Origin of the sequence: Yoonia maritima, assembly GCF_043641945.1 — a bacterium.
Classification (GTDB): domain Bacteria; phylum Pseudomonadota; class Alphaproteobacteria; order Rhodobacterales; family Rhodobacteraceae; genus Yoonia; species Yoonia maritima_B.
In genome coordinates this window covers 364,909-382,873 of the sequence record NZ_JBHZRX010000001.1, presented here as the reverse complement: position 1 = coordinate 382,873, position 17,965 = coordinate 364,909, and the positions used below count along the sequence as shown (strand labels likewise).

The following is a 17,965-nucleotide window of genomic DNA, read 5'->3' as shown; positions in this document are numbered from 1 at the left end:
TGAAAATACGCAAGGCAGGTTCCCCCACCTTGCGTAATTATTAAGGCTTATTGAGCAAGCCAGCTTTGGAATTTTGCATCCAGATCGTCGCGGTAATCAGCCCACCATTCGTAGTTGTACAGGAAGGTGTTTGTCGCGTTCGCTGGATCTGTTGGCATGTGTGGTGCCATGTCGATACCCAGTGTTGCGTGCTGACCAACAAGCGGTGCAGAAGATGCACGTGCTGGACCGTATGAGATGTATTTCGCTTGGTCAGCAAGACGCTGTGTGTCTGTTGCAAAGCGGACGTAGTCCAGCGCGCGTGCTTCACGCTCTGGGCTTAGGCCAGTTGGAATGATCCAACCGTCAAGGTCAAACACTTGCGCGTCCCAAAGCATGGCAACTGGCTGCTCTTGTTCAACGATCAGGCTGAACAGACGGCCGTTGTATGTTGTGCCCATGACGACTTCGCCATCAGCCAACAGCTGTGGGGTATCCGCACCAGCAGACCACCAAACAACGCTGTCTTTGATTGTGTCGAGCTTCGCGAACGCTTGCGCTTGGCCTTCTTCTGTTTCCAGAACGTCATAGACGTCTTCTTTTGCAACGCCGTCACAAAGCAAAGCCCATTCCATGTTGTTGATTGGACGCTTTTCAAGCGAACGCATGCCTGGGTATGCTTCAAGATCGAAGAACGCACAGATAGACGTTGGCGCAGTATCACCAACAAGGTCTGTGCGGTAGCCAGCAGTTGTCGAGTAAACGATCTGCGGGATGAAGCAATCAGATACGATCAGATCGCCAAAGTCATCGGAAGCAGATGAGCCGTCATCGCCGGGTGCAAGCTGTTCGTCCGCGTCGATTTCCAGCGCAAGGCCTTCGTCGCACAAGCGGATCGCGTCAGATGCAACAACGTCAACAACGTCCCATGTCACGTTGCCAGCTTCGTTCATCGCGCGTAGTTTTGCGACCGCTTCGTTCGAGCTTTCATCGTTGACGATCGTGACGCCAGTCATTTCCATATAGGGGTCGTGATACGCGGCTTGTTGCGATGCAGAGTATGCACCGCCCCAGCTGACGATAGTCATTTCGTCGGCCATGTGGCTTTCTGCAAAGGCAGTTGAACCCGCCAGCGTCAGAGCCGAAGTGGCCATGAGTGCTTTGGTCAAAGTCATTGTAGTCTCCCGTTATTATACCCGGTTTAGTTCGTTCGAGCCGGCCCTCCGGGTGAAGGCCTGCCCTGTCTCAGCCGCTATGCGTCTAGCGCGCGGCAATCATCTGCAAGCCAGCCAATTTCGATCTGGCTGCCCGGTGTCAGGCGGACCTGATCGGGGGCGTTGCGTGTCTTGATAATAAAGTCATCGGTGCCTGCCACACGAAGACGCGTCCGGAAGATGTCACCCATATAGATGAATTCCAGCACTTCAGCTTTTAGCGTATGCGCATCTGGGCTTAGGCGGGATTTGTCGAACTCAACACGTTCTGGGCGGATCGAAACCTTGGTCCGGTCACCGACGTTGCTCACGTTTACCGGTTTAGCGTCAATGACATCGCCGCTGTCGAGCTTAACAATGCAGCTATCGCCACGGATTTCCTGAACGACGCCTTCTAGGGTGTTATTCTCGCCAATGAATTGCGCAACAAAGCTGTTTTGCGGCGCTTCATAAAGCTCATCTGGTGGGGCAAGCTGCTGAATGCGGCCGTCGTCGAATACGGCAACGCGGTCGGACATTGTCAGGGCTTCGGTTTGGTCGTGGGTCACGTAAACCACGGTAATGCCCAGCTCATGCGCAAGGTTCGTGATTTCAAACTGCAGCGTTTCCCGCAGCTGTTTATCAAGCGCCCCAAGTGGTTCATCCATCAAAACCAGCTCTGGTTCAAAGACCAGTGCACGCGCAAGGGCGATACGCTGTTGTTGACCACCCGAAAGCTGGGCAGGGCGGCGCCCTGCGAAATCTTGCATCTGCACCATACCAAGTGCGCGCATGACTTTTTCTTCGCGGTCCGACTTGCCGATTTTGCGTACTTCCAATGGGAAGGACAGGTTTTCGGCCACAGTCATATGCGGGAAAAGCGCATAGTTTTGGAAAACCATGCCAATGCCGCGTTTGTGTGGTGGAATATTATTGATTGAAACGCCATCAAGCCGGATTTCTCCGTGCGTGGCCGTCTCAAAACCAGCAAGCATCATAAGGCAGGTGGTTTTCCCGGACCCTGACGGCCCAAGCATTGTAAGAAATTCGCCCTTAGGCATTGATAGGTTCAGGTCTTTGACGACCAGATTTTCACCATCATAACTCTTCTGTACGCGTTCAAATTCTACGAACGCACTGTCGCTCTTGGCTGCTGACAAACCAGTTCCCCCGAGGATTGGCATTTTCGCCTCTAACTAAATCTGTCCTCACAATGTTTTGCAACGCGAAAGGCCGAGATTTTTCGTTTCAGGCTATTTGAGTGCTTAAGTGGCTAATATTTAGGGAAATTTGATATAGGAATCGTCATTTCCGGGCGTTTTGTCCTTTGCGGTTCGTTCGATTTCGTGTCGTGGTTGCGCTGATTTTATCATGAGGCACGGTTTGGGATGCTTTGTCACTGTTCATTTGCGGCAAAACTAGGCGCTAAAACGGCAGTCGTGCCCATTTGACGTGTTTACAGTTGCGAATAATTCTCATATGCATCTTTGAGAAAGCATATTTCGGAGCATTTTCTATGCGTCATCTGTTAAAACGCACACTTCTTGGGCTGTCGGTTCTGTTATCGGGCAGTGCCGCATTCGCTGACGGCGATAAGTTCAAGGCGGTCACAACGTTTACTGTTATTGCGGACATGGCTCGCAATGTAGCAGGGGACGCCGCTATCGTTGAAAGCATCACAAAACCGGGTGCGGAAATCCACGGGTACCAACCAACACCGCGCGATATCATCCGTGCGCATGATGCTGATCTAATCTTGTGGAACGGGTTGAACCTCGAACTGTGGTTCGAACAGTTTCTTGCGAATTTGGGCGATGTCCCAAGTGTCACGCTATCTGATGGTATTGAACCAATAAGCATCACCGCCGGTGAATATGAAGGTAAGCCAAACCCACACGCGTGGATGAGCATGGAAAGCGCCTTGGTCTACGTTGATAATATTCGCGACGCTTTTGTCGCGCATGATCCTGATAACGCAGATGTCTATGCCGTTAACGCGGAGGCGTATAAGGCCGAAATCGCGGCGGCCATTGATCCGCTGCGCGCGGCCATCATGGCTGTGCCTGAAGATCGCCGCTGGCTAGTTACCTGTGAAGGCGCGTTTAGCTATCTGGCCCGTGATTTCGAAATGCATGAACTATACCTGTGGCCGATCAACGCCGACAGCCAAGGCACGCCGCAACAGGTGCGTCGCGTGATCGACACGGTGCGTGATAACGATATTCAGGCTGTATTTTGCGAAAGCACTGTATCACAGTCGCCTGCGCAGCAGGTCGCACGCGAAACCGGGGCCAACTATGGTGGGGTGCTTTATGTCGATAGCCTTACCGAAGAAGATGGCCCGGTACCGTCATATATTGACCTGCTACGTGTGACGTCAGAAACCATAGCCGCGGGATTAACTGAATGACAAACAAGCCAGGCATTATCGCAGACGATGTGACTGTTACTTATCGTAACGGTCACACTGCGCTGCGACACGCCAGCTTTGAAATTCCGTCTGGAACCATCACCGCATTGGTGGGCGTCAACGGGGCAGGTAAATCCACGCTTTTCAAGGCGATCATGGGGTTTGTTCCTGCAGCTGGCGGCAGCATCAGCGTTCTTGGCATGCCGGTGAAAGAAGCCCTGCGGCAAAACATTGTCGCCTATGTCCCGCAGTCAGAAGAGGTCGATTGGTCTTTTCCGGTATTGGTCGAAGACGTCGTGATGATGGGGCGATATGGCCACATGGGGTTCTTTCGTACGCCCAAGCAGTCCGACCGCGATGCGGTGACTTCGGCGTTGGCGCGTGTCGGGATGGAAGAATTCCGCCATCGTCAGATCGGTGAATTGTCTGGCGGGCAACGCAAACGCGTATTCCTTGCCCGCGCTTTGGCACAGGAAGGTCAAGTCATCTTGCTCGATGAACCCTTCACTGGTGTTGATGTTCAAACTGAAGAGGCGATTGTTCAGCTGTTGCGCGATATGCGTGACGAAGGGCGTGTGATGCTCGTTTCCACTCACAACCTTGGTTCGGTCCCAGAGTTTTGCGATCGGACAGTATTGGTCAAGGAAACGGTGCTGGCTTATGGGCCAACCGAAACGACATTTACCCGTGAAAACCTAGAATTGGCTTTCGGTGGGGTCCTGCGTCATTTTGTGATCGGTGGCTCTGACCTGCACGACGATGACGACGCCCGGCAGATCCGCGTGATCACCGACGATGAACGCCCGTTTGTTGTCTATGGCCATGACGAAGGCGACAGCATATGATCGAAACGCTGCTTCAGCCCTTTGGTTACAGCTACATGTTTAACGCCATGTGGGTCAGTGCTTTGGTCGGCGGGGTATGTGCGTTTTTGTCTGCATATCTGATGCTTAAGGGGTGGTCTTTGATCGGTGACGCGCTGTCGCATTCGATCGTTCCGGGCGTCGCAGGGGCCTATATGCTGGGGCTTCCGTTCGCGTTGGGTGCTTTCGCTGCTGGCGGTCTGGCCGCCGGTGCAATGCTATTCCTGAACCAAAGGTCGGGACTAAAAGAAGATACCATTATCGGGATCATCTTTACGTCGTTTTTTGGGCTTGGCCTGTTCATGGTTTCGTTATCGCCCACATCAGTGAGCGTTGAGACAATCACGATGGGCAATATTCTTGCCATTACGCCATCCGACACGCTGCAACTTGCGATTATTGGTTTCGTGACGCTGGCGATCCTGTTGGCAAAGTGGAAAGATCTGATGGTCACGTTTTTCGACGAAACTCATGCGCGGTCTATTGGGCTGCGCGTAGATCTGTTGCGGGTGGTGTTCTTTACATTGCTGTCGGCGTCATGTGTCGCGGCGTTGCAAACTGTTGGTGCATTCCTTGTGATCGCGATGGTCGTCACACCGGGCGCAACGGCCTATTTGTTGACCGACCGTTTTCCGCGTCTGCTGATGCTTAGTGTCGCCATCGGCGCAGGAACCAGCTTTGTCGGGGCCTATCTTAGCTATTTTCTTGATGGGGCGACTGGCGGGATTATCGTAACACTTCAAACAGTGATTTTCCTGGCGGTCTTTATGCTCGCGCCCAAGCATGGCTACCTTGCTGCACGTCGTCGTGCCGCCGAAGCATTGAGAGGATAGTGATGGAAGCGCTGCTATTTCCTTTTCAGTTCGCGTTCATGAACAAAGCTTTCTTGATGATGGCGATCATCGCGGTGCCAACAAGCCTGCTGTCTTGCTATCTTGTCCTGAAAGGGTGGTCATTAATGGGCGATGCAATCAGCCATGCGGTGCTACCTGGTGTGGTGATTGCATATCTGCTGAATATTCCGTTGATTATCGGGGCATTTGTGGCCGGGATGGTCTGTGCCGTGGGCACGGGTTTTCTGTCGGAAAACAGTCGGGTGAAACAAGACACGGTGATGGGGATCGTGTTTTCCGGGATGTTTGGATTTGGGATCGTGCTGTACACGAAGATCTCGACCGACGTGCATTTGGATCACATTCTATTTGGAAACATGCTTGGCGTTGGCACGGTAGACCTGTGGACCGCAGGGATTATCGCCGGCTTTGTTGCTGCCGTGATTTTGGCGAAACGACGCGATTTCCTGCTTCACGCTTTTGATCCGGTACAGGCACAAGCCGTTGGGCTGCGGGTTGGATGGTTGCATTATGGGCTGCTTTCGCTGATTTCGCTTACTATTGTTGCAACGCTTTCGGCTGTTGGGATCATTCTGGCGATTGGTCTGCTGATTGCACCCGGCGCAATTGCTTTTTTGTTAACAAAGCGGTTCGAATTTATGCTGCCCATTGCCGTGGCCGTGACACTGTTTTCCGGAATTGCAGGCGTCTACATTAGCTTCTTTATCGACAGCGCACCGGCACCAACGGTTATCCTTGTTCTGACAGCAATCTTCATTGCAGCGTTTATCCGGGCGGGGCGCAAGACGCGCCAAGCCGCTGCCGTTGTTTGATTTTTATTGATCCCAAGCGCGTTGCATGAAAGCCTGCCCTCAGGGGCAGGTGAGTAGGCAAGACATATGGGGGATATCTGGGAAGGATTGGTCGCTGGCTTTTGGCTGGTTGTGACCCTTGATCCTGATCTTGTTGAAATCACGCTACGGTCTTTGCAAGTTACAGTTACGGCGACAGTGATCGCATCGCTGATTGCGCTTCCCTTTGGGGCTTGGTTGGCAATCAGACGGTTCAGGCACAGGCGCGCGACAATTGCTGTACTGAATGCATTGATGGGCCTGCCGCCCGTTGTGGTCGGCTTGATCGTTTATCTGCTTTTGTCGCGTTCCGGCCCGTTTGGAGTGTTTGGCCTGTTGTTCACGCCCACCGCGATGATTATCGCGCAGGTCATTATTATCACACCGCTTATTGCGTCTATCGCCCATCAGTCGGTTCGCGACATCTGGGCCGAATATCATGACCTCCTGATCTCGTTTTCCACCACTAAACGCCAGCGGATTGCCACACTGATTTGGGATGGCAGACGGGCACTAATGACGGCCGCGCTGGCTGGTTTTGGTCGTGCGATAGGCGAGGTTGGCGCGATCATGATTGTCGGCGGTAACATTGACCATGCGACGCGCGTGCTGACCACGGCCATCGCACTTGAGACAGGAAAAGGCGATTTCGCCTTGGCGCTGGGCTTGGGCTTTGTCTTGATCGCTTTGGCAGTCGCGGTGAATATCGCAATTCACGCGATCGGCCAGACAGAGAGTGAGGGGAAATGGTGACCCCAATCCTTCCACTCGAGGTGTCACAGGCGTTGGTGAAACGTCGCGGTAAGACGCTGTTGGGGCCGGTTGATCTGAGGGTTTCACAAACTGGGTTTACCATTGTGATGGGGCCGAATGGCGCAGGTAAAACGACATTCTTGCGCACGCTTCACGGGTTGGAGCGGCTGTCACAAGGCGAAGTTACGTGGCAGGTTCCATTGACCGAAGCACGCTTACGACAAGCCTTCGTCTTTCAAACGCCGATCATGTTGCGGCGCAGCGTGAGGGATAATCTGATCTATCCACTAACCCTGCGCGGGACCAATAAAACAACGGCCCGAGAAAAGGCAGAGGCATGGGCTGGTCGTGTTGGATTAGGCGGTGCGCTTGACCAACAAGCACCGCAATTGTCTGGCGGAGAAAAGCAGAAGCTCGCATTGGCGCGGGCGCTGATATTGGACCCTGATATCATTTTTCTAGATGAACCCTGTGCTAATCTAGATGGGCGTGCCATGCGAGAGATTGAAACGATCCTGCTAGACGCCTGCGACGCCGGTACGCGCATCATCATGGCGACGCATGACATTGGCCAAGCCAAACGGCTGGCGACAGATGTTGTGTTTCTCATGCATGGGCATATCATCGAAAACAGCCCCGCTCAGGATTTTTTCGCGGGGCCGAAAACGCCGCAAGCTGCGGCGCTACTTCAGGGAGATATTGTAGAATGATCCGCGTACTTGCATGTGTGATGGCATTAACTGGTACTGCGTCTGCCGCCGAAGATTTGAAGATGGCGGTGACGACTTCGTTTCATAATTCTGGTTTGTCCGAAATTTTGTTGCCTGCGATCAAAGAAGACACCGGAATTGATGTACAGCTTTTGGTCGTGGGGACCGGGCAGGCGCTGCGTCTTGGCGAAGCTGGTGACGTTGATGCGATCCTTGTGCATTCGCGCGCCTCAGAGGAAGCGTTTATTGAAGGTGGTTATGGCACCCATCGCCGCGAAATTATGTACAACGACTTTGTCTTTGTCGGGCCTGACGCAGACCCTGCTGCAATTGCCGAAGCCACCACTGCGGTCGATGCGCTGACCCGCATTGCGCAGATAGAGGGACCATTCGTAAGTCGTGGCGACGATAGTGGCACCCACAAAAAAGAGCTATCTTTGTGGGATGCCGCGGGCGTGTCACGTGGGGGTGATTGGTATCGTCCCGTTGGGGCAGGGATGGGAGCATCGCTGAACACGGCGGCTGGCATGAATGCCTATATCCTTGCGGATCGGGCAAGCTGGCTGAACTTTGGTAACAAGGCTGATTTGGCACTCTTGTTTTCTGGCGACCCAGTGCTGTTTAACCAATATGCCTATATCCCAGTGAACCCGGAACTGCATCCGCATGTGAAGAATGAGCTGGCGATGGAATTGGAAGGGTGGCTCACGTCAGCACGTGCCGCAACATTGATCAACGAATATACAATCAATGGTGAAACCTTGTTCACGTTCAACGCGCAGCCCGCGTTTTAAGTGACGCGATCAAATTTAACTAAATTTGATCTGGTTCATCCAACGAACCATGAACCGCAAACTGATCCAGCCCGGCAGATTGCGGTTCAACCATTCGGTAGCTTTCTTTGACGCCAGCCTCTGTTAATTCACGACTGACCATCAGGAGCGTGTTGGGTGGCTGGTCCGCGCAAAGATCGCACATCTGGCTGATCTCTTCGATTGCCACGCCCAGTGCGGCCTCAATGTTCGGTGCGCCATAGTGGCTGATGAAATGGGCGGCGAGCGCCTGTGTGAGCGCATCTAACTCTTGGTCTTCGACCTTTGTGATCGCTATGACCGTGACGCGCCCGAATGTCTCAAGTCCCAACCATCCGTTGGAAAATGCCTGCCGCGCTTTGCCGGATAGGTCGCCTTCGGACCAGTTTGAGAACTCAAAACCGCCTGAAATGCACCATTCGCCGGTGCGCGCAGGGGTATGAAAGATCATCTGATCGCTTTCGTCGAAATGGATCGCACGGGCAAGGAAGCGGTCGGTCATACGGGCTCCAGTAATGTGGTGAGTGGCATCAGGATCATGACATCGTCTGATTTCGATAGTAGTCCCATATCGGGATCAAGGCCCAATTCGCCTGCGTTTTTCTGCCATAGCCCGGTGAATTCAGCGTGAATCGGGCGCGTGCCTTCATCCAGCCAGCGGTTGATCCAGACAAGCGTATGCCGCGCCCAGCCTTCAAGTAGATCAACTGGGGTGATGTCAGAACAGCCTTCTGCATATAGTGCAGTGATATCAGGCGTTTCGCCCGGCGCGTCATTCTCGGGCCACAGCGGCACGGTCAGTCCGATAGTTAGCCAATCTGGCAATTGATTTTGCGCGCCTGTTGCGCTGTGCGCCGTCAATGCGCCGCATGCCGCCCCATTGACCATGATTGTGCCGTCCCACTTGAGGTGCACGGCAACCTCGGGCGGGGCCACGGACCCTAGCGCGTTTTGAAAGCCGATGCCGCAAACCGGAAGCATCGCCATTGCCTGTGCAAGCGGAACTTCTGGGGCAAAGATGATTGCGGCGCGTAGATCGCGGCCAGATAGATTGTACACGATTGTGCCTGCGTCGCAGCCCTGTCGCGCCATGTCGACGGCGACTCGCATCGGGTCATCGACGGTTGCCTGTCCCGTAAATAGTGGAGGGAATACGGGCCCGGTCATGCATCTCCGCTTTCGATCAGCTTTCGTGCGACGGCGCGAAATGCTTGCGCTGAAGAACTGTCAGGCTTTGACACCACGATCGGCGCACCACCGTCCGCAGCAAGGCGGATATCTAAGTGCAGTGGTAGCTCTGCCAGCAGGGGCACGTCCAGTTTGGCGGCCTCTTGCGCGACGCCACCGTGACCAAAGGTGTGTTCTTCGTGGCCACAGTTCGAACAGATGTGAGTGCTCATGTTTTCGATCATGCCGATGATGGGCGTGTGCAGTTGTTTGAACATGTCGATCCCTTTGCGGGCGTCCAGTAGCGCGATGTCTTGTGGGGTGGACACGACAATCGCGCCAGACAGGTCGAATTTCTGCGCCAGCGTCATTTGGACATCGCCGGTCCCGGGGGGCAGGTCCACGATCAGGATATCAAGCGCACCCCATTGGACTTGGTTCATCATCTGCTGCAACGCGCCCATTAGCATAGGACCGCGCCAGACAACGGCCTGATCTTCGTTTTGCATCAGTCCTATCGACATCATCGTGACGCCGTGGTTGCGCATCGGCAGGATTGTCTTGCCATCAGGAGAGGCAGGGCGCCCAGAAACGCCAAGCATCCGTGGTTGCGATGGTCCGTAGACATCTGCATCCAGCAACCCAACGCGTCGCCCTTCGGCTGCGAGCGCACAGGCAAGGTTGGCAGATACGGTTGATTTCCCAACGCCACCTTTGCCAGACGCAATCGCAACGATCCGATCAATGCCGGGTACCTTTTGTGGGCCTGTTGGTTCCGACTGACGGTTTGGTTTCAGATCGGGTGGGGCAGCTGGCGTGTTATGCGCCGTCATGATGGCGGAGACCGACCCGATGCCGGGCATGGCCTTCAGTGCTGCCTCTGCTGAGGCGCGCACGGGTTCCAATTGCTGTACAAGCGATGGGGCAACTTCGAACACGAAGCGCACGTTGCCGTCATCCACGGATAGTGCCCGCACGAGGCCCGCTGCCATGATATCGTCGCCAGTAATGGGGTCTTTGATCGTCTTTAGGGTCGCGATAACCGCGTCACGGGTAATTGTCACTTTAGTCGTCCTGCCCCGTGATGGTGCCTGTTACGACATGTTGAAGATCTAGGTCGCCAATGGTCAGTACGACCTTGGCTTCAAATGATTTTCCGGCAGTGTCCGCGCCACGCATTGCTTCTTCGATTGCTTGTTGGGACGTGACCCCCACCTGTTTTAGAAACTTGCGCATGGACATGTTGAAATCGTCGCTCATGGGTTTTCCTTATTAATGATCGCGGCGCTTGGACAGGTAGTCGTCTGTCGTGCGAACGCGTGGGCGTTCTGCGCCGGTGAATGGGTTGTCGGTAGAATGATACTGAGCCTGAATACGACAGTTGTCGCACATTTGAATCATCTTGGCGGCGTCAGGATTGCCAAACATTGCATGTTTGCCAGCCAGTTTTTCAGTAATCATCTCGATTGTGGATTTAACGCCAAATAGGCTGCCGCATTCGATACAGGCGAAAGGTTCTTCTTCGTTCAATACGACTTGGGTCAATGCCGTGTCAGTCGTGTTGAAGCGCGGTTCAAGTGTGATTGCTTTTTCCGGGCAGATATTGCTGCAAAGCCCGCACTGCAGGCAGGCATCTTCTTGGAACCGAAGCTGTGGCATATCGGGGTTGTCAGCCAATGCACCCGACGGACAAAGCGAAACACATGACAGGCACAGCGTACATGCGTCGGTATCAACCAGAACAGCGCCATAGGGCGCGGTTTCAGGCAGCGCGATGATACCTTTCGGGTTCAGTGCCTTAGTTGCTGTGCGTGTCACCCGACGGCGTGTACCAATCGGCAGGATCGGGGTTTCCACTGCGATACTTGGTGTCGCGTCGTATAATGCATCTGACATCGCATCGGGATCTGTGACATCAAGAAGGGGCACCGGGCGACTGCTAAGCGCTGCGGCTAGTGCTGCCTCTTGTATAATCGTGTCTCGGTCGGATTTGGGTGAAAGCAGAACGTGGACGTCTGCAAATCCTGCGCCAAAGGCGGCGAGCATCTCGGCATGACCAAAGCCAGCGAGCGCAAAGACTGCGAACGGGATTACATCACTCGGCAGACCGCGACCAAATCGAGAGGAAAGCTGTATCATCTCAGCGCCGTGTTCATCATCGTGAACCAACAGGCGGGGGTTCTGACCACCTGCATTACGGTATGTCCGAGCGAGCGTTTCAAGCCGTCGGAAGGTATCGTCGACGGGTGGGGCGTCATAGGTGATAGCGCCTGACGGGCATAAGGAAGAACAGGCACCGCAGCCTGCGCAAATCAGCGGGTCAATCGCCACATGGTCACCTGCGGATGTGATTGCCCCAGTTGGGCAGGCGTTTAGACAGTTAGAACAGGCGGCCTGTTCGGCACGTGAATGGGCGCAAAGGCTTTCTTCTAGTTTGACATAAAGCGGTTTTTCGAATGTCCCGACCATTTGTGCAGCATCAAACACAGCCTTCGCCACGGATGGCACGTGTTTCGGATCAGCACGAAGATAACCGTCACGTTTTTCATGTGCCGGGAACAGCGGGCTGTTGCCACTTAGATCAAGGATAATATCGCAGTGTGATTGCGCACCATCTTGAGGGGCGGTGAATAGCTGTGCGCCGCGCCCTGTTGGATCGACCTCTTGCAGGGCGTCGAAATGGATTTCAAAATGTGCCAAGCTACCGACCGCACGAGTGACTTGGCCTTTTACTGTATCAAAACTGCCACTCATTGGGGCGTCATCCGCTGCAGTCAAAAGCAGCGTCACGCTTAAGATCTCTGCCAGTTGGGTGGCGGCACCTATTGCAACGGGGCCTGTACCGATAATCAGGCAAGTCCCTTCCGACGTGATATCGCGTACCTTTGGTTCTGACTGCGGTAATAGGCCTTCGGCGATAAGGGCGGACATCTTTGGTGTGGGAGCGGTTTTGTCGGCCGTCCATCCAGCACGGTCACGTATGTCAACGAAATCAGGCGTGCTGACATTGTGGTCATGGGCAAGTTCTTGGAAGCGTTCAGTTTCTTGCCCGCAGGCAATTATCACATCACCGCTACAAATTGCCTCCTTCGCGATCGCGATTTCGTGGGTGCAAAGCGCGGTGTGGACCTTCGAACATGATAGGCCCGTCGAGGCCGAGATCGCCTCTGGGTCGATCTGCTGTGTCCCAGAACAATCGCATAAAATCAGTCGCTTGCCGTGGGTTGGCTGGCTTGTCATTGGCTGTCTCTCCCCGCTCTACGTCACCGTAGTAGGGTGAGCTTAGCCATTGCTGGTCCCGCAATCAAACCCCAAAAATGGGGACTTGCGATGCTGCGCTGCGGCGTAACCGCGTGATAATAATGCTTTTTTTGAAATCAGTTTTGGTGCAGCATGTTGTTAGATTCTGGAAGAGGCAGCTTTGATACGCAACCCACAACAGTATCAGTCCATGCCAATGGGCATTGTCGTGCGTCGCACCCCGGGTGCAACGCGCTGGGCGAAATGGGCGTGGCGCGCGGTAGCGGTTCTGCCCGGTGCAGGGCCTGCTGACTGGGTAATTCTACGCGAGGAAGGTGACGTTGCTGAATTTCATGCACAGACGGTGCAGCTGGAATTACATGGCGCCGAAAGCGAAGCTTACCTAACCGGCATCTCAGATATGGAACCTGCGATTTATGTGGTCATGCGTGGCACTGATGATGCAGCGCGCCCATTCCATGTGACATTGGTGACTGCATCACCCTACGAGGCACAGGATTACGCTGACAATGGTGAAGACATTGTAGAGAAAGTTCCAATGCCTGCTGGCTTAGTTGCTTGGGTTCGTGATTTTGCGCAGGCTTATTTTGAAGAAGAAGTATTCGTAAAGCGTCGCCGCGATCGCAAGCGCGTTGATGGCGCCGAAGATGGCGTAGGCGATGCAAGGATTGCGCAGCTTACCGACGTTTACCGCGCCCCGGTCCGCAAGGGGACGGTCGCATGACACAAGATTTCTGGTCACGTCGCAAAGCAAAAGTCGCTGCCGAAACAGAGGCGGAGACAGAGGTTGCGGTCGCAGAGCCAGAAATGACCGATGCCGAGGTCCTCGCTGCGTTTGATCTGCCTGATCCTGATACGCTGATTGCGGGTGATGACATCAAAGGATTTATGGCGAAAGCTGTTCCAGACCACCTGCGCCGCCGGGCGCTGCGTCGTTTGTGGCGGCTGAACCCGGTCTTGGCGAATGTCGATGGCCTAGTCGATTATGGCGAAGACTTTACCGATAGCGCCAAAGTCGTCGAGCACATGCAAACAGCCTATCAGGTGGGCAAGGGCATGCTGACGCATCTTGAAAAACTGACCGCACCGACAGAGGCCGTGGCCGAAGACAAAGATGAAGAACCAGAAGAAGAGCCAATTCAGATTGACGCGACGGTTACGGCCTACGCCGAAATTGAAACCGAATTAGACGAAGCCCCCGCACCGCGCCGTCGCATGCGCTTTGAATATCAGCAGGAGGTGGCATCGTGACTGCAATGGCTGACATCGCCCAAGTACATCCAGAGGATCGCATGCGTGCGGACCTGTACAATTTCCTTGGGTTGCTTTTGGCGGGGCCACCAGATGAAATGTTGCTAGCGCAATGCGCGTCGCTTTCGGGTGACGATACGGCGCTTGGCCAAGCAATTGCGCAATTGGCGCAGGTTGCGCGGGTTTCAAAGCCCAAAGCGGTCACACGCGAATTCAACGCATTATTCATCGGCCTCGGGCGCGGTGAACTATTACCATTCGCCAGCTACTATTTGACGGGTTTCTTGAACGAAAAACCACTCGCAGTGCTACGCGCCGATATGTCTGCACGTGGAATAGCGCGGGCAGAAAACGTATACGAACCAGAGGATAACATCGCATCCTTAATGGAAATGATGGGCGGTCTAATCGTTGGCCGCTTTGCTGGCGGCGTCGCTGACCTAACCGCGCAAAAGACATTTTTTAACAAACATGTCGGCCCGTGGGCTGGGCATTTTTATAGCGACCTCGAGGCGGCAAAGAACTCTGTTCTTTACGCATCAGTGGGCGCAGTTGGACGAGAATTTATGGGGATCGAACGCGAAGCGTTTCGAATGATTGCGGAGTAGTCCGCGTATTATCGGCGGCTTGGCCGCAATAAGTAAGGGGAGTGTATCTGATGGCAAAGAGCAAAGAGGACGGCAGCAGCCGCCGCGATTTTCTCAAACTTGGGGTGGCCGCACCAGCGGCAGCAGCAGTGGCGGTGTCGGGAGCCGAAGCTGCGGCACAGCCGGTTGATCCGACCTCGGACAAGATGCAGGACACCGCCCATACCCGCGCATATTTCGAGAGCGCCCGTTTTTAATGGGTGTCTAATTTAATAACCGAGCAAGCCCGCATTGACGGCGCCAGCAAGGGAGACAAGACATGTTAAGAAAGAAGACGACAGGCGCTGCACGCCGCGCTGGAATTCAATCGACCAGCACCAAAGGGGCCATTGATCGCCGTACATTTTTGCGCGGATCTGGCCTGACCATCGGTGGCCTAACCGCCATCGCCGCCACTGGTGGCACAGTCACCGCAGCAAACGCGCAAGAGGCGATGGCCGGTGCCGTTGAAACCATTAAATCAGTTTGTACCCACTGTTCCGTCGGCTGCACGGTCTTAGCCGAAGTCGATAACGGTGTTTGGGTTGGACAAGAACCCGCTTGGGACAGCCCGTTCAACCTTGGTGCGCATTGCGCCAAAGGGGCGGCCGTTCGGGAACACGCCCATGGTGAACGTCGCCTGCGCTATCCGATGAAACGTGAAAACGGCGAATGGGTTCGCATTAGCTGGGAACAGGCCATCGACGAAATTGGCGATGGTATGATGAATATCCGCGAAGAAAGCGGCCCAGACAGCGTTTATTGGCTGGGTTCAGCTAAGCACAATAACGAACAAGCCTATCTATTCCGCAAATTTGCGGCCTATTGGGGCACGAATAACGTGGACCATCAGGCGCGTATTTGTCACTCGACCACCGTTGCTGGTGTGGCGAACACATGGGGCTATGGCGCCATGACCAACAGCTACAACGATATGCATCAGTCAAAGGCGATCTTTATCATCGGTGGTAACCCGGCCGAGGCGCACCCTGTTTCGCTACAGCATATTCTGAAAGCCAAAGAGCAAAACAATGCGCCTTTGATCGTGTGTGATCCGCGCTTTACCCGGACTGCGGCACATGCCGACGAATTTGTGCGCTTCCGTCCAGGTTCGGATGTTCCGCTTGTTTGGGGTATCCTGTGGCACATCTTTGAAAATAGCTGGGAAGATACTGAATTCATCCGCACCCGCGTTTGGGGGATGGATCAGATCCGCGAAGAAGTCGCGCGTTGGACACCAGACGAGGTAGAGCGTGTAACTGGCGTTCCCGGTGAACAGCTGCGCCGCGTCGCATTTACGCTTGCGAACAACCGCCCCGGCACCGTCGTTTGGTGCATGGGTGGCACACAGCACACCACAGGCAACAACAATACCCGCGCATACTGCGTGTTGCAGCTTGCGCTGGGTAACATGGGTACTTCGGGTGGTGGCACAAACATCTTCCGTGGCCATGACAACGTGCAGGGCGCGACTGACCTTGGGGTACTGTCGCACACATTGCCCGGATACTACGGCCTTGCCGAAGGATCATGGAAGCATTGGGCACGTGTCTGGAACGAAGACTATGATTGGCTACAAGGGCAGTTCGAATCCAAGGACATGATGGAATCCACCGGTATTCCTGTTTCGCGCTGGATTGATGGCGTCTTGGAAGACCCTGAAAACATGGATCAACCGAACAAAGTACGGGCCATGGTTCTTTGGGGGCATGCGCCCAATTCGCAGACCCGGATGAAGGAAATGAAAACCGCGATGGAAGAGCTTGATATGCTTGTCGTCGTGGACCCATATCCGACCGTTTCCGCGGTTCTGCACGACCGTACAGACGGGGTCTACCTGCTTCCGGCATGTACACAGTTTGAAACACGCGGATCAGTAACCGCATCAAACCGGTCGTTACAGTGGCGTGACAAGGTCGTTGAGCCACTGTTCGAAAGCCTGCCAGATCACGTGATCATGGCGAAGTTCGCGAACAAATTCGGTTGGGCAGATAAATTCTTCCGCAACATCGAGATGGAAGGCGACGAAACGCCGAATATCGAAAGCATCACCCGCGAATTCAACAACGGTATGTGGACGGTTGGTTATACTGGGCAAAGCCCAGAACGCATTAAGCTTCATATGGCGAACCAGCATACGTTCGACAAAACGACGTTGCAGGCGATTGGTGGTCCGGCTGATGGGGACTATTACGGTATGCCGTGGCCATGTTGGGGTACACCCGAGATGAACCACCCAGGCACGCCAAACCTGTATGACATGAGCAAACCAGTGTCCAAAGGCGGTCTGACCTTCCGCGCCCGTTTCGGTGTGGAACGTGATGGCGACAACCTTTTGGCCGAAGGCGTCTATTCTGCAGGGTCGGAGATCACCGATGGTTACCCAGAATTCACCTATCAGATGCTTATTGATCTGGGCTGGGACAGCGATCTAACCGACGCTGAAAAACGTGTCATCGGTCATATTGCAGGCGTTGAAGGCATGTCTTCTGATGTGGGGCAGTCTGATGACGGTGCCGATGAAGAAGTCGGCGAGGCAGGCATGTCGCCGTTCCCATCTGACTATGATGGGCGTGTTTCTGGGATTAACTGGAAGACTGACCTTTCTGGCGGCATCCAGCGCGTTGCGATTAAACACGAATGCGCGCCATTTGGGAACGCCAAGGCGCGTGCAGTCGTCTGGACATTCCCAGATCCCGTACCGATCCACCGCGAACCGCTTTATTCGAACCGTCGGGATTTGGTGGCAGATTATCCGACCTATGAGGACCGGAAATTCTACCGTCTACCAACGCTTTACGCGTCGATCCAAAAGAACGACTTTTCGGAGGAATACCCAATCATTCTGACTTCGGGTCGATTGGTTGAATATGAAGGTGGCGGGGATGAAACCCGGTCAAACCCTTGGTTGGCCGAGCTTCAGCAAGACATGTTCGTCGAGATCAACCCGCGCGACGCTAACAATCTTGGTGTTCGTGATGGCACTCAAGTTTGGGTCGAAGGCCCAGAAGGCGGCAAGGTCAAAGTAATGGCCATGGTGACCGAACGGGTCGGGGCTGGCGTTGCCTTTATGCCGTTCCACTTTGGTGGCCATTTTGAGGGCGAAGACCTGCGGGGCAAATACCCCGACGGTGCGGACCCTTACGTCTTGGGTGAAAGCACCAACACCGCACAGACCTATGGCTATGATTCAGTGACCCAGATGCAAGAGACTAAAGCGACCCTCTGCAAAATCTGGACAGCGTAAGGAGAAGTA

At 54.4% G+C, this 17,965-nt stretch carries 18 protein-coding genes and 1 pseudogene; 12 read left to right on the top strand and 7 right to left on the bottom strand.

Going from position 1 to position 17,965, the window contains the following annotated elements; all coding sequences use genetic code 11:
• Window positions 1-47: 47 nt before the first annotated feature.
• On the bottom strand, window positions 48-1,154 hold the full coding sequence (locus tag ACHUEV_RS02035; RefSeq protein WP_394177398.1) for an extracellular solute-binding protein: 1,107 nt from the start codon (window positions 1,152-1,154) through the stop codon (window positions 48-50).
• Window positions 1,155-1,231: 77 nt separating this feature from the next.
• The gene (locus ACHUEV_RS02030; RefSeq protein ID WP_394177397.1) at window positions 1,232-2,356 is read right to left on the bottom strand and encodes an ABC transporter ATP-binding protein; all 1,125 of its coding nucleotides are present in this window, start codon (window positions 2,354-2,356) and stop codon (window positions 1,232-1,234) included.
• A 332-nt stretch (window positions 2,357-2,688) separates the two neighbouring features.
• On the opposite strand from ACHUEV_RS02030, the gene ACHUEV_RS02025 reads away from it, so the two are divergent.
• From ACHUEV_RS02025 to ACHUEV_RS01995, 7 genes are all read left to right on the top strand, one after another.
• Entirely contained in the window at window positions 2,689-3,582 is an 894-nt protein-coding gene (locus ACHUEV_RS02025) for a metal ABC transporter substrate-binding protein (protein WP_394177396.1), read from the top strand.
• Window positions 3,579-4,427 carry a manganese/iron ABC transporter ATP-binding protein gene (locus tag ACHUEV_RS02020; RefSeq protein WP_394177395.1) on the top strand — a complete coding sequence of 283 codons (849 nt, stop codon included), beginning with the start codon at window positions 3,579-3,581 and terminating at the stop codon, window positions 4,425-4,427. The genes ACHUEV_RS02025 and ACHUEV_RS02020 overlap by 4 nt, the downstream gene beginning before the upstream one ends.
• The gene (locus ACHUEV_RS02015) at window positions 4,424-5,278 is read left to right on the top strand and encodes a metal ABC transporter permease (protein WP_394177394.1); all 855 of its coding nucleotides are present in this window, start codon (window positions 4,424-4,426) and stop codon (window positions 5,276-5,278) included. Before ACHUEV_RS02020 ends, ACHUEV_RS02015 begins: the two co-directional genes overlap by 4 nt.
• Before the next feature lie 2 nt (window positions 5,279-5,280).
• Window positions 5,281-6,111, top strand: a complete 831-nt coding sequence (locus tag ACHUEV_RS02010; RefSeq protein WP_394177393.1) for a metal ABC transporter permease — start codon at window positions 5,281-5,283, stop codon at window positions 6,109-6,111.
• 66 nt (window positions 6,112-6,177) lie between these two features.
• The gene (locus tag ACHUEV_RS02005; protein WP_106353530.1) at window positions 6,178-6,882 is read left to right on the top strand and encodes an ABC transporter permease; all 705 of its coding nucleotides are present in this window, start codon (window positions 6,178-6,180) and stop codon (window positions 6,880-6,882) included.
• Window positions 6,876-7,592 (top strand): ATP-binding cassette domain-containing protein, encoded by a 717-nt coding sequence (locus tag ACHUEV_RS02000; RefSeq protein WP_394177392.1) that lies wholly within the window; start codon window positions 6,876-6,878, stop codon window positions 7,590-7,592. Before ACHUEV_RS02005 ends, ACHUEV_RS02000 begins: the two co-directional genes overlap by 7 nt.
• Window positions 7,589-8,386 carry an ABC transporter substrate-binding protein gene (locus ACHUEV_RS01995; RefSeq protein WP_394177391.1) on the top strand — a complete coding sequence of 266 codons (798 nt, stop codon included), beginning with the start codon at window positions 7,589-7,591 and terminating at the stop codon, window positions 8,384-8,386. Before ACHUEV_RS02000 ends, ACHUEV_RS01995 begins: the two co-directional genes overlap by 4 nt.
• A 19-nt stretch (window positions 8,387-8,405) precedes the next feature.
• On the opposite strand, the gene ACHUEV_RS01990 is transcribed toward ACHUEV_RS01995, so the two are convergent.
• The 5 genes from ACHUEV_RS01990 to ACHUEV_RS01970 are packed head-to-tail and all read right to left on the bottom strand — an operon-like array spanning window position 8,406 to window position 12,811.
• Complete coding sequence (locus ACHUEV_RS01990) at window positions 8,406-8,906, bottom strand: DUF6505 family protein (protein ID WP_394177390.1); 501 nt, start codon at window positions 8,904-8,906, stop codon at window positions 8,406-8,408.
• Window positions 8,903-9,571, bottom strand: coding sequence for a biotin/lipoate--protein ligase family protein (locus ACHUEV_RS01985; protein ID WP_394177389.1), 669 nt, complete (start codon window positions 9,569-9,571; stop codon window positions 8,903-8,905). Before ACHUEV_RS01985 ends, ACHUEV_RS01990 begins: the two co-directional genes overlap by 4 nt.
• Complete coding sequence (locus tag ACHUEV_RS01980) at window positions 9,568-10,635, bottom strand: Mrp/NBP35 family ATP-binding protein (protein WP_394177388.1); 1,068 nt, start codon at window positions 10,633-10,635, stop codon at window positions 9,568-9,570. Before ACHUEV_RS01980 ends, ACHUEV_RS01985 begins: the two co-directional genes overlap by 4 nt.
• A 1-nt stretch (window position 10,636) precedes the next feature.
• Window positions 10,637-10,831 carry a DUF6494 family protein gene (locus tag ACHUEV_RS01975; protein ID WP_394177387.1) on the bottom strand — a complete coding sequence of 65 codons (195 nt, stop codon included), beginning with the start codon at window positions 10,829-10,831 and terminating at the stop codon, window positions 10,637-10,639.
• A 12-nt stretch (window positions 10,832-10,843) separates the two neighbouring features.
• On the bottom strand, window positions 10,844-12,811 hold the full coding sequence (locus ACHUEV_RS01970; RefSeq protein WP_394177386.1) for a 4Fe-4S binding protein: 1,968 nt from the start codon (window positions 12,809-12,811) through the stop codon (window positions 10,844-10,846).
• A 211-nt stretch (window positions 12,812-13,022) separates the two neighbouring features.
• Between ACHUEV_RS01970 and ACHUEV_RS01965 the strand changes: the two genes are divergently transcribed.
• From ACHUEV_RS01965 to ACHUEV_RS01945, 5 genes and pseudogenes are all read left to right on the top strand, one after another.
• Window positions 13,023-13,556, top strand: coding sequence for a DUF3305 domain-containing protein (locus ACHUEV_RS01965; RefSeq protein WP_394177686.1), 534 nt, complete (start codon window positions 13,023-13,025; stop codon window positions 13,554-13,556).
• Window positions 13,535-14,083: pseudogene (locus tag ACHUEV_RS01960) on the top strand (DUF3306 domain-containing protein); the annotation flags it as partial. The gene ACHUEV_RS01965 and the pseudogene ACHUEV_RS01960, both read left to right, overlap by 22 nt.
• Before the next feature lie 5 nt (window positions 14,084-14,088).
• A complete protein-coding gene (locus ACHUEV_RS01955) occupies window positions 14,089-14,691 on the top strand; it encodes a TorD/DmsD family molecular chaperone (protein WP_394177685.1) in 603 nt (200 codons plus the stop codon).
• A 50-nt stretch (window positions 14,692-14,741) separates the two neighbouring features.
• Entirely contained in the window at window positions 14,742-14,927 is a 186-nt protein-coding gene (locus tag ACHUEV_RS01950) for a twin-arginine translocation signal domain-containing protein (RefSeq protein ID WP_394177385.1), read from the top strand.
• 62 nt (window positions 14,928-14,989) lie between these two features.
• Window positions 14,990-17,956 (top strand): formate dehydrogenase subunit alpha, encoded by a 2,967-nt coding sequence (locus ACHUEV_RS01945; RefSeq protein ID WP_394177384.1) that lies wholly within the window; start codon window positions 14,990-14,992, stop codon window positions 17,954-17,956.
• The last annotated feature ends 9 nt before the right edge of the window (window positions 17,957-17,965 follow it).

Bases quoted from the DNA above. Each gene is read 5' to 3' on its own strand.
- ACHUEV_RS02015 (WP_394177394.1), top strand. From the start codon at position 4,424: ATGATCGAAACGCTGCTTCAGCCCTTTGGTTACAGCTACATGTTTAAC.
- ACHUEV_RS01975 (WP_394177387.1), bottom strand. From the start codon at position 10,831: ATGAGCGACGATTTCAACATGTCCATGCGCAAGTTTCTAAAACAGGTG.
- ACHUEV_RS01990 (WP_394177390.1), bottom strand. From the start codon at position 8,906: ATGACCGACCGCTTCCTTGCCCGTGCGATCCATTTCGACGAAAGCGAT.
- ACHUEV_RS01995 (WP_394177391.1), top strand. From the start codon at position 7,589: ATGATCCGCGTACTTGCATGTGTGATGGCATTAACTGGTACTGCGTCT.
- ACHUEV_RS01955 (WP_394177685.1), top strand. From the start codon at position 14,089: ATGGCTGACATCGCCCAAGTACATCCAGAGGATCGCATGCGTGCGGAC.
- ACHUEV_RS02005 (WP_106353530.1), top strand. From the start codon at position 6,178: ATGGGGGATATCTGGGAAGGATTGGTCGCTGGCTTTTGGCTGGTTGTG.
- ACHUEV_RS02035 (WP_394177398.1), bottom strand. From the start codon at position 1,154: ATGACTTTGACCAAAGCACTCATGGCCACTTCGGCTCTGACGCTGGCG.
- ACHUEV_RS02025 (WP_394177396.1), top strand. From the start codon at position 2,689: ATGCGTCATCTGTTAAAACGCACACTTCTTGGGCTGTCGGTTCTGTTA.
- ACHUEV_RS02010 (WP_394177393.1), top strand. From the start codon at position 5,281: ATGGAAGCGCTGCTATTTCCTTTTCAGTTCGCGTTCATGAACAAAGCT.
- ACHUEV_RS01970 (WP_394177386.1), bottom strand. From the start codon at position 12,811: ATGACAAGCCAGCCAACCCACGGCAAGCGACTGATTTTATGCGATTGT.
- ACHUEV_RS01965 (WP_394177686.1), top strand. From the start codon at position 13,023: ATGCCAATGGGCATTGTCGTGCGTCGCACCCCGGGTGCAACGCGCTGG.
- ACHUEV_RS01945 (WP_394177384.1), top strand. From the start codon at position 14,990: ATGTTAAGAAAGAAGACGACAGGCGCTGCACGCCGCGCTGGAATTCAA.
- ACHUEV_RS02020 (WP_394177395.1), top strand. From the start codon at position 3,579: ATGACAAACAAGCCAGGCATTATCGCAGACGATGTGACTGTTACTTAT.
- ACHUEV_RS02000 (WP_394177392.1), top strand. From the start codon at position 6,876: ATGGTGACCCCAATCCTTCCACTCGAGGTGTCACAGGCGTTGGTGAAA.
- ACHUEV_RS01985 (WP_394177389.1), bottom strand. From the start codon at position 9,571: ATGACCGGGCCCGTATTCCCTCCACTATTTACGGGACAGGCAACCGTC.
- ACHUEV_RS02030 (WP_394177397.1), bottom strand. From the start codon at position 2,356: ATGCCAATCCTCGGGGGAACTGGTTTGTCAGCAGCCAAGAGCGACAGT.
- ACHUEV_RS01950 (WP_394177385.1), top strand. From the start codon at position 14,742: ATGGCAAAGAGCAAAGAGGACGGCAGCAGCCGCCGCGATTTTCTCAAA.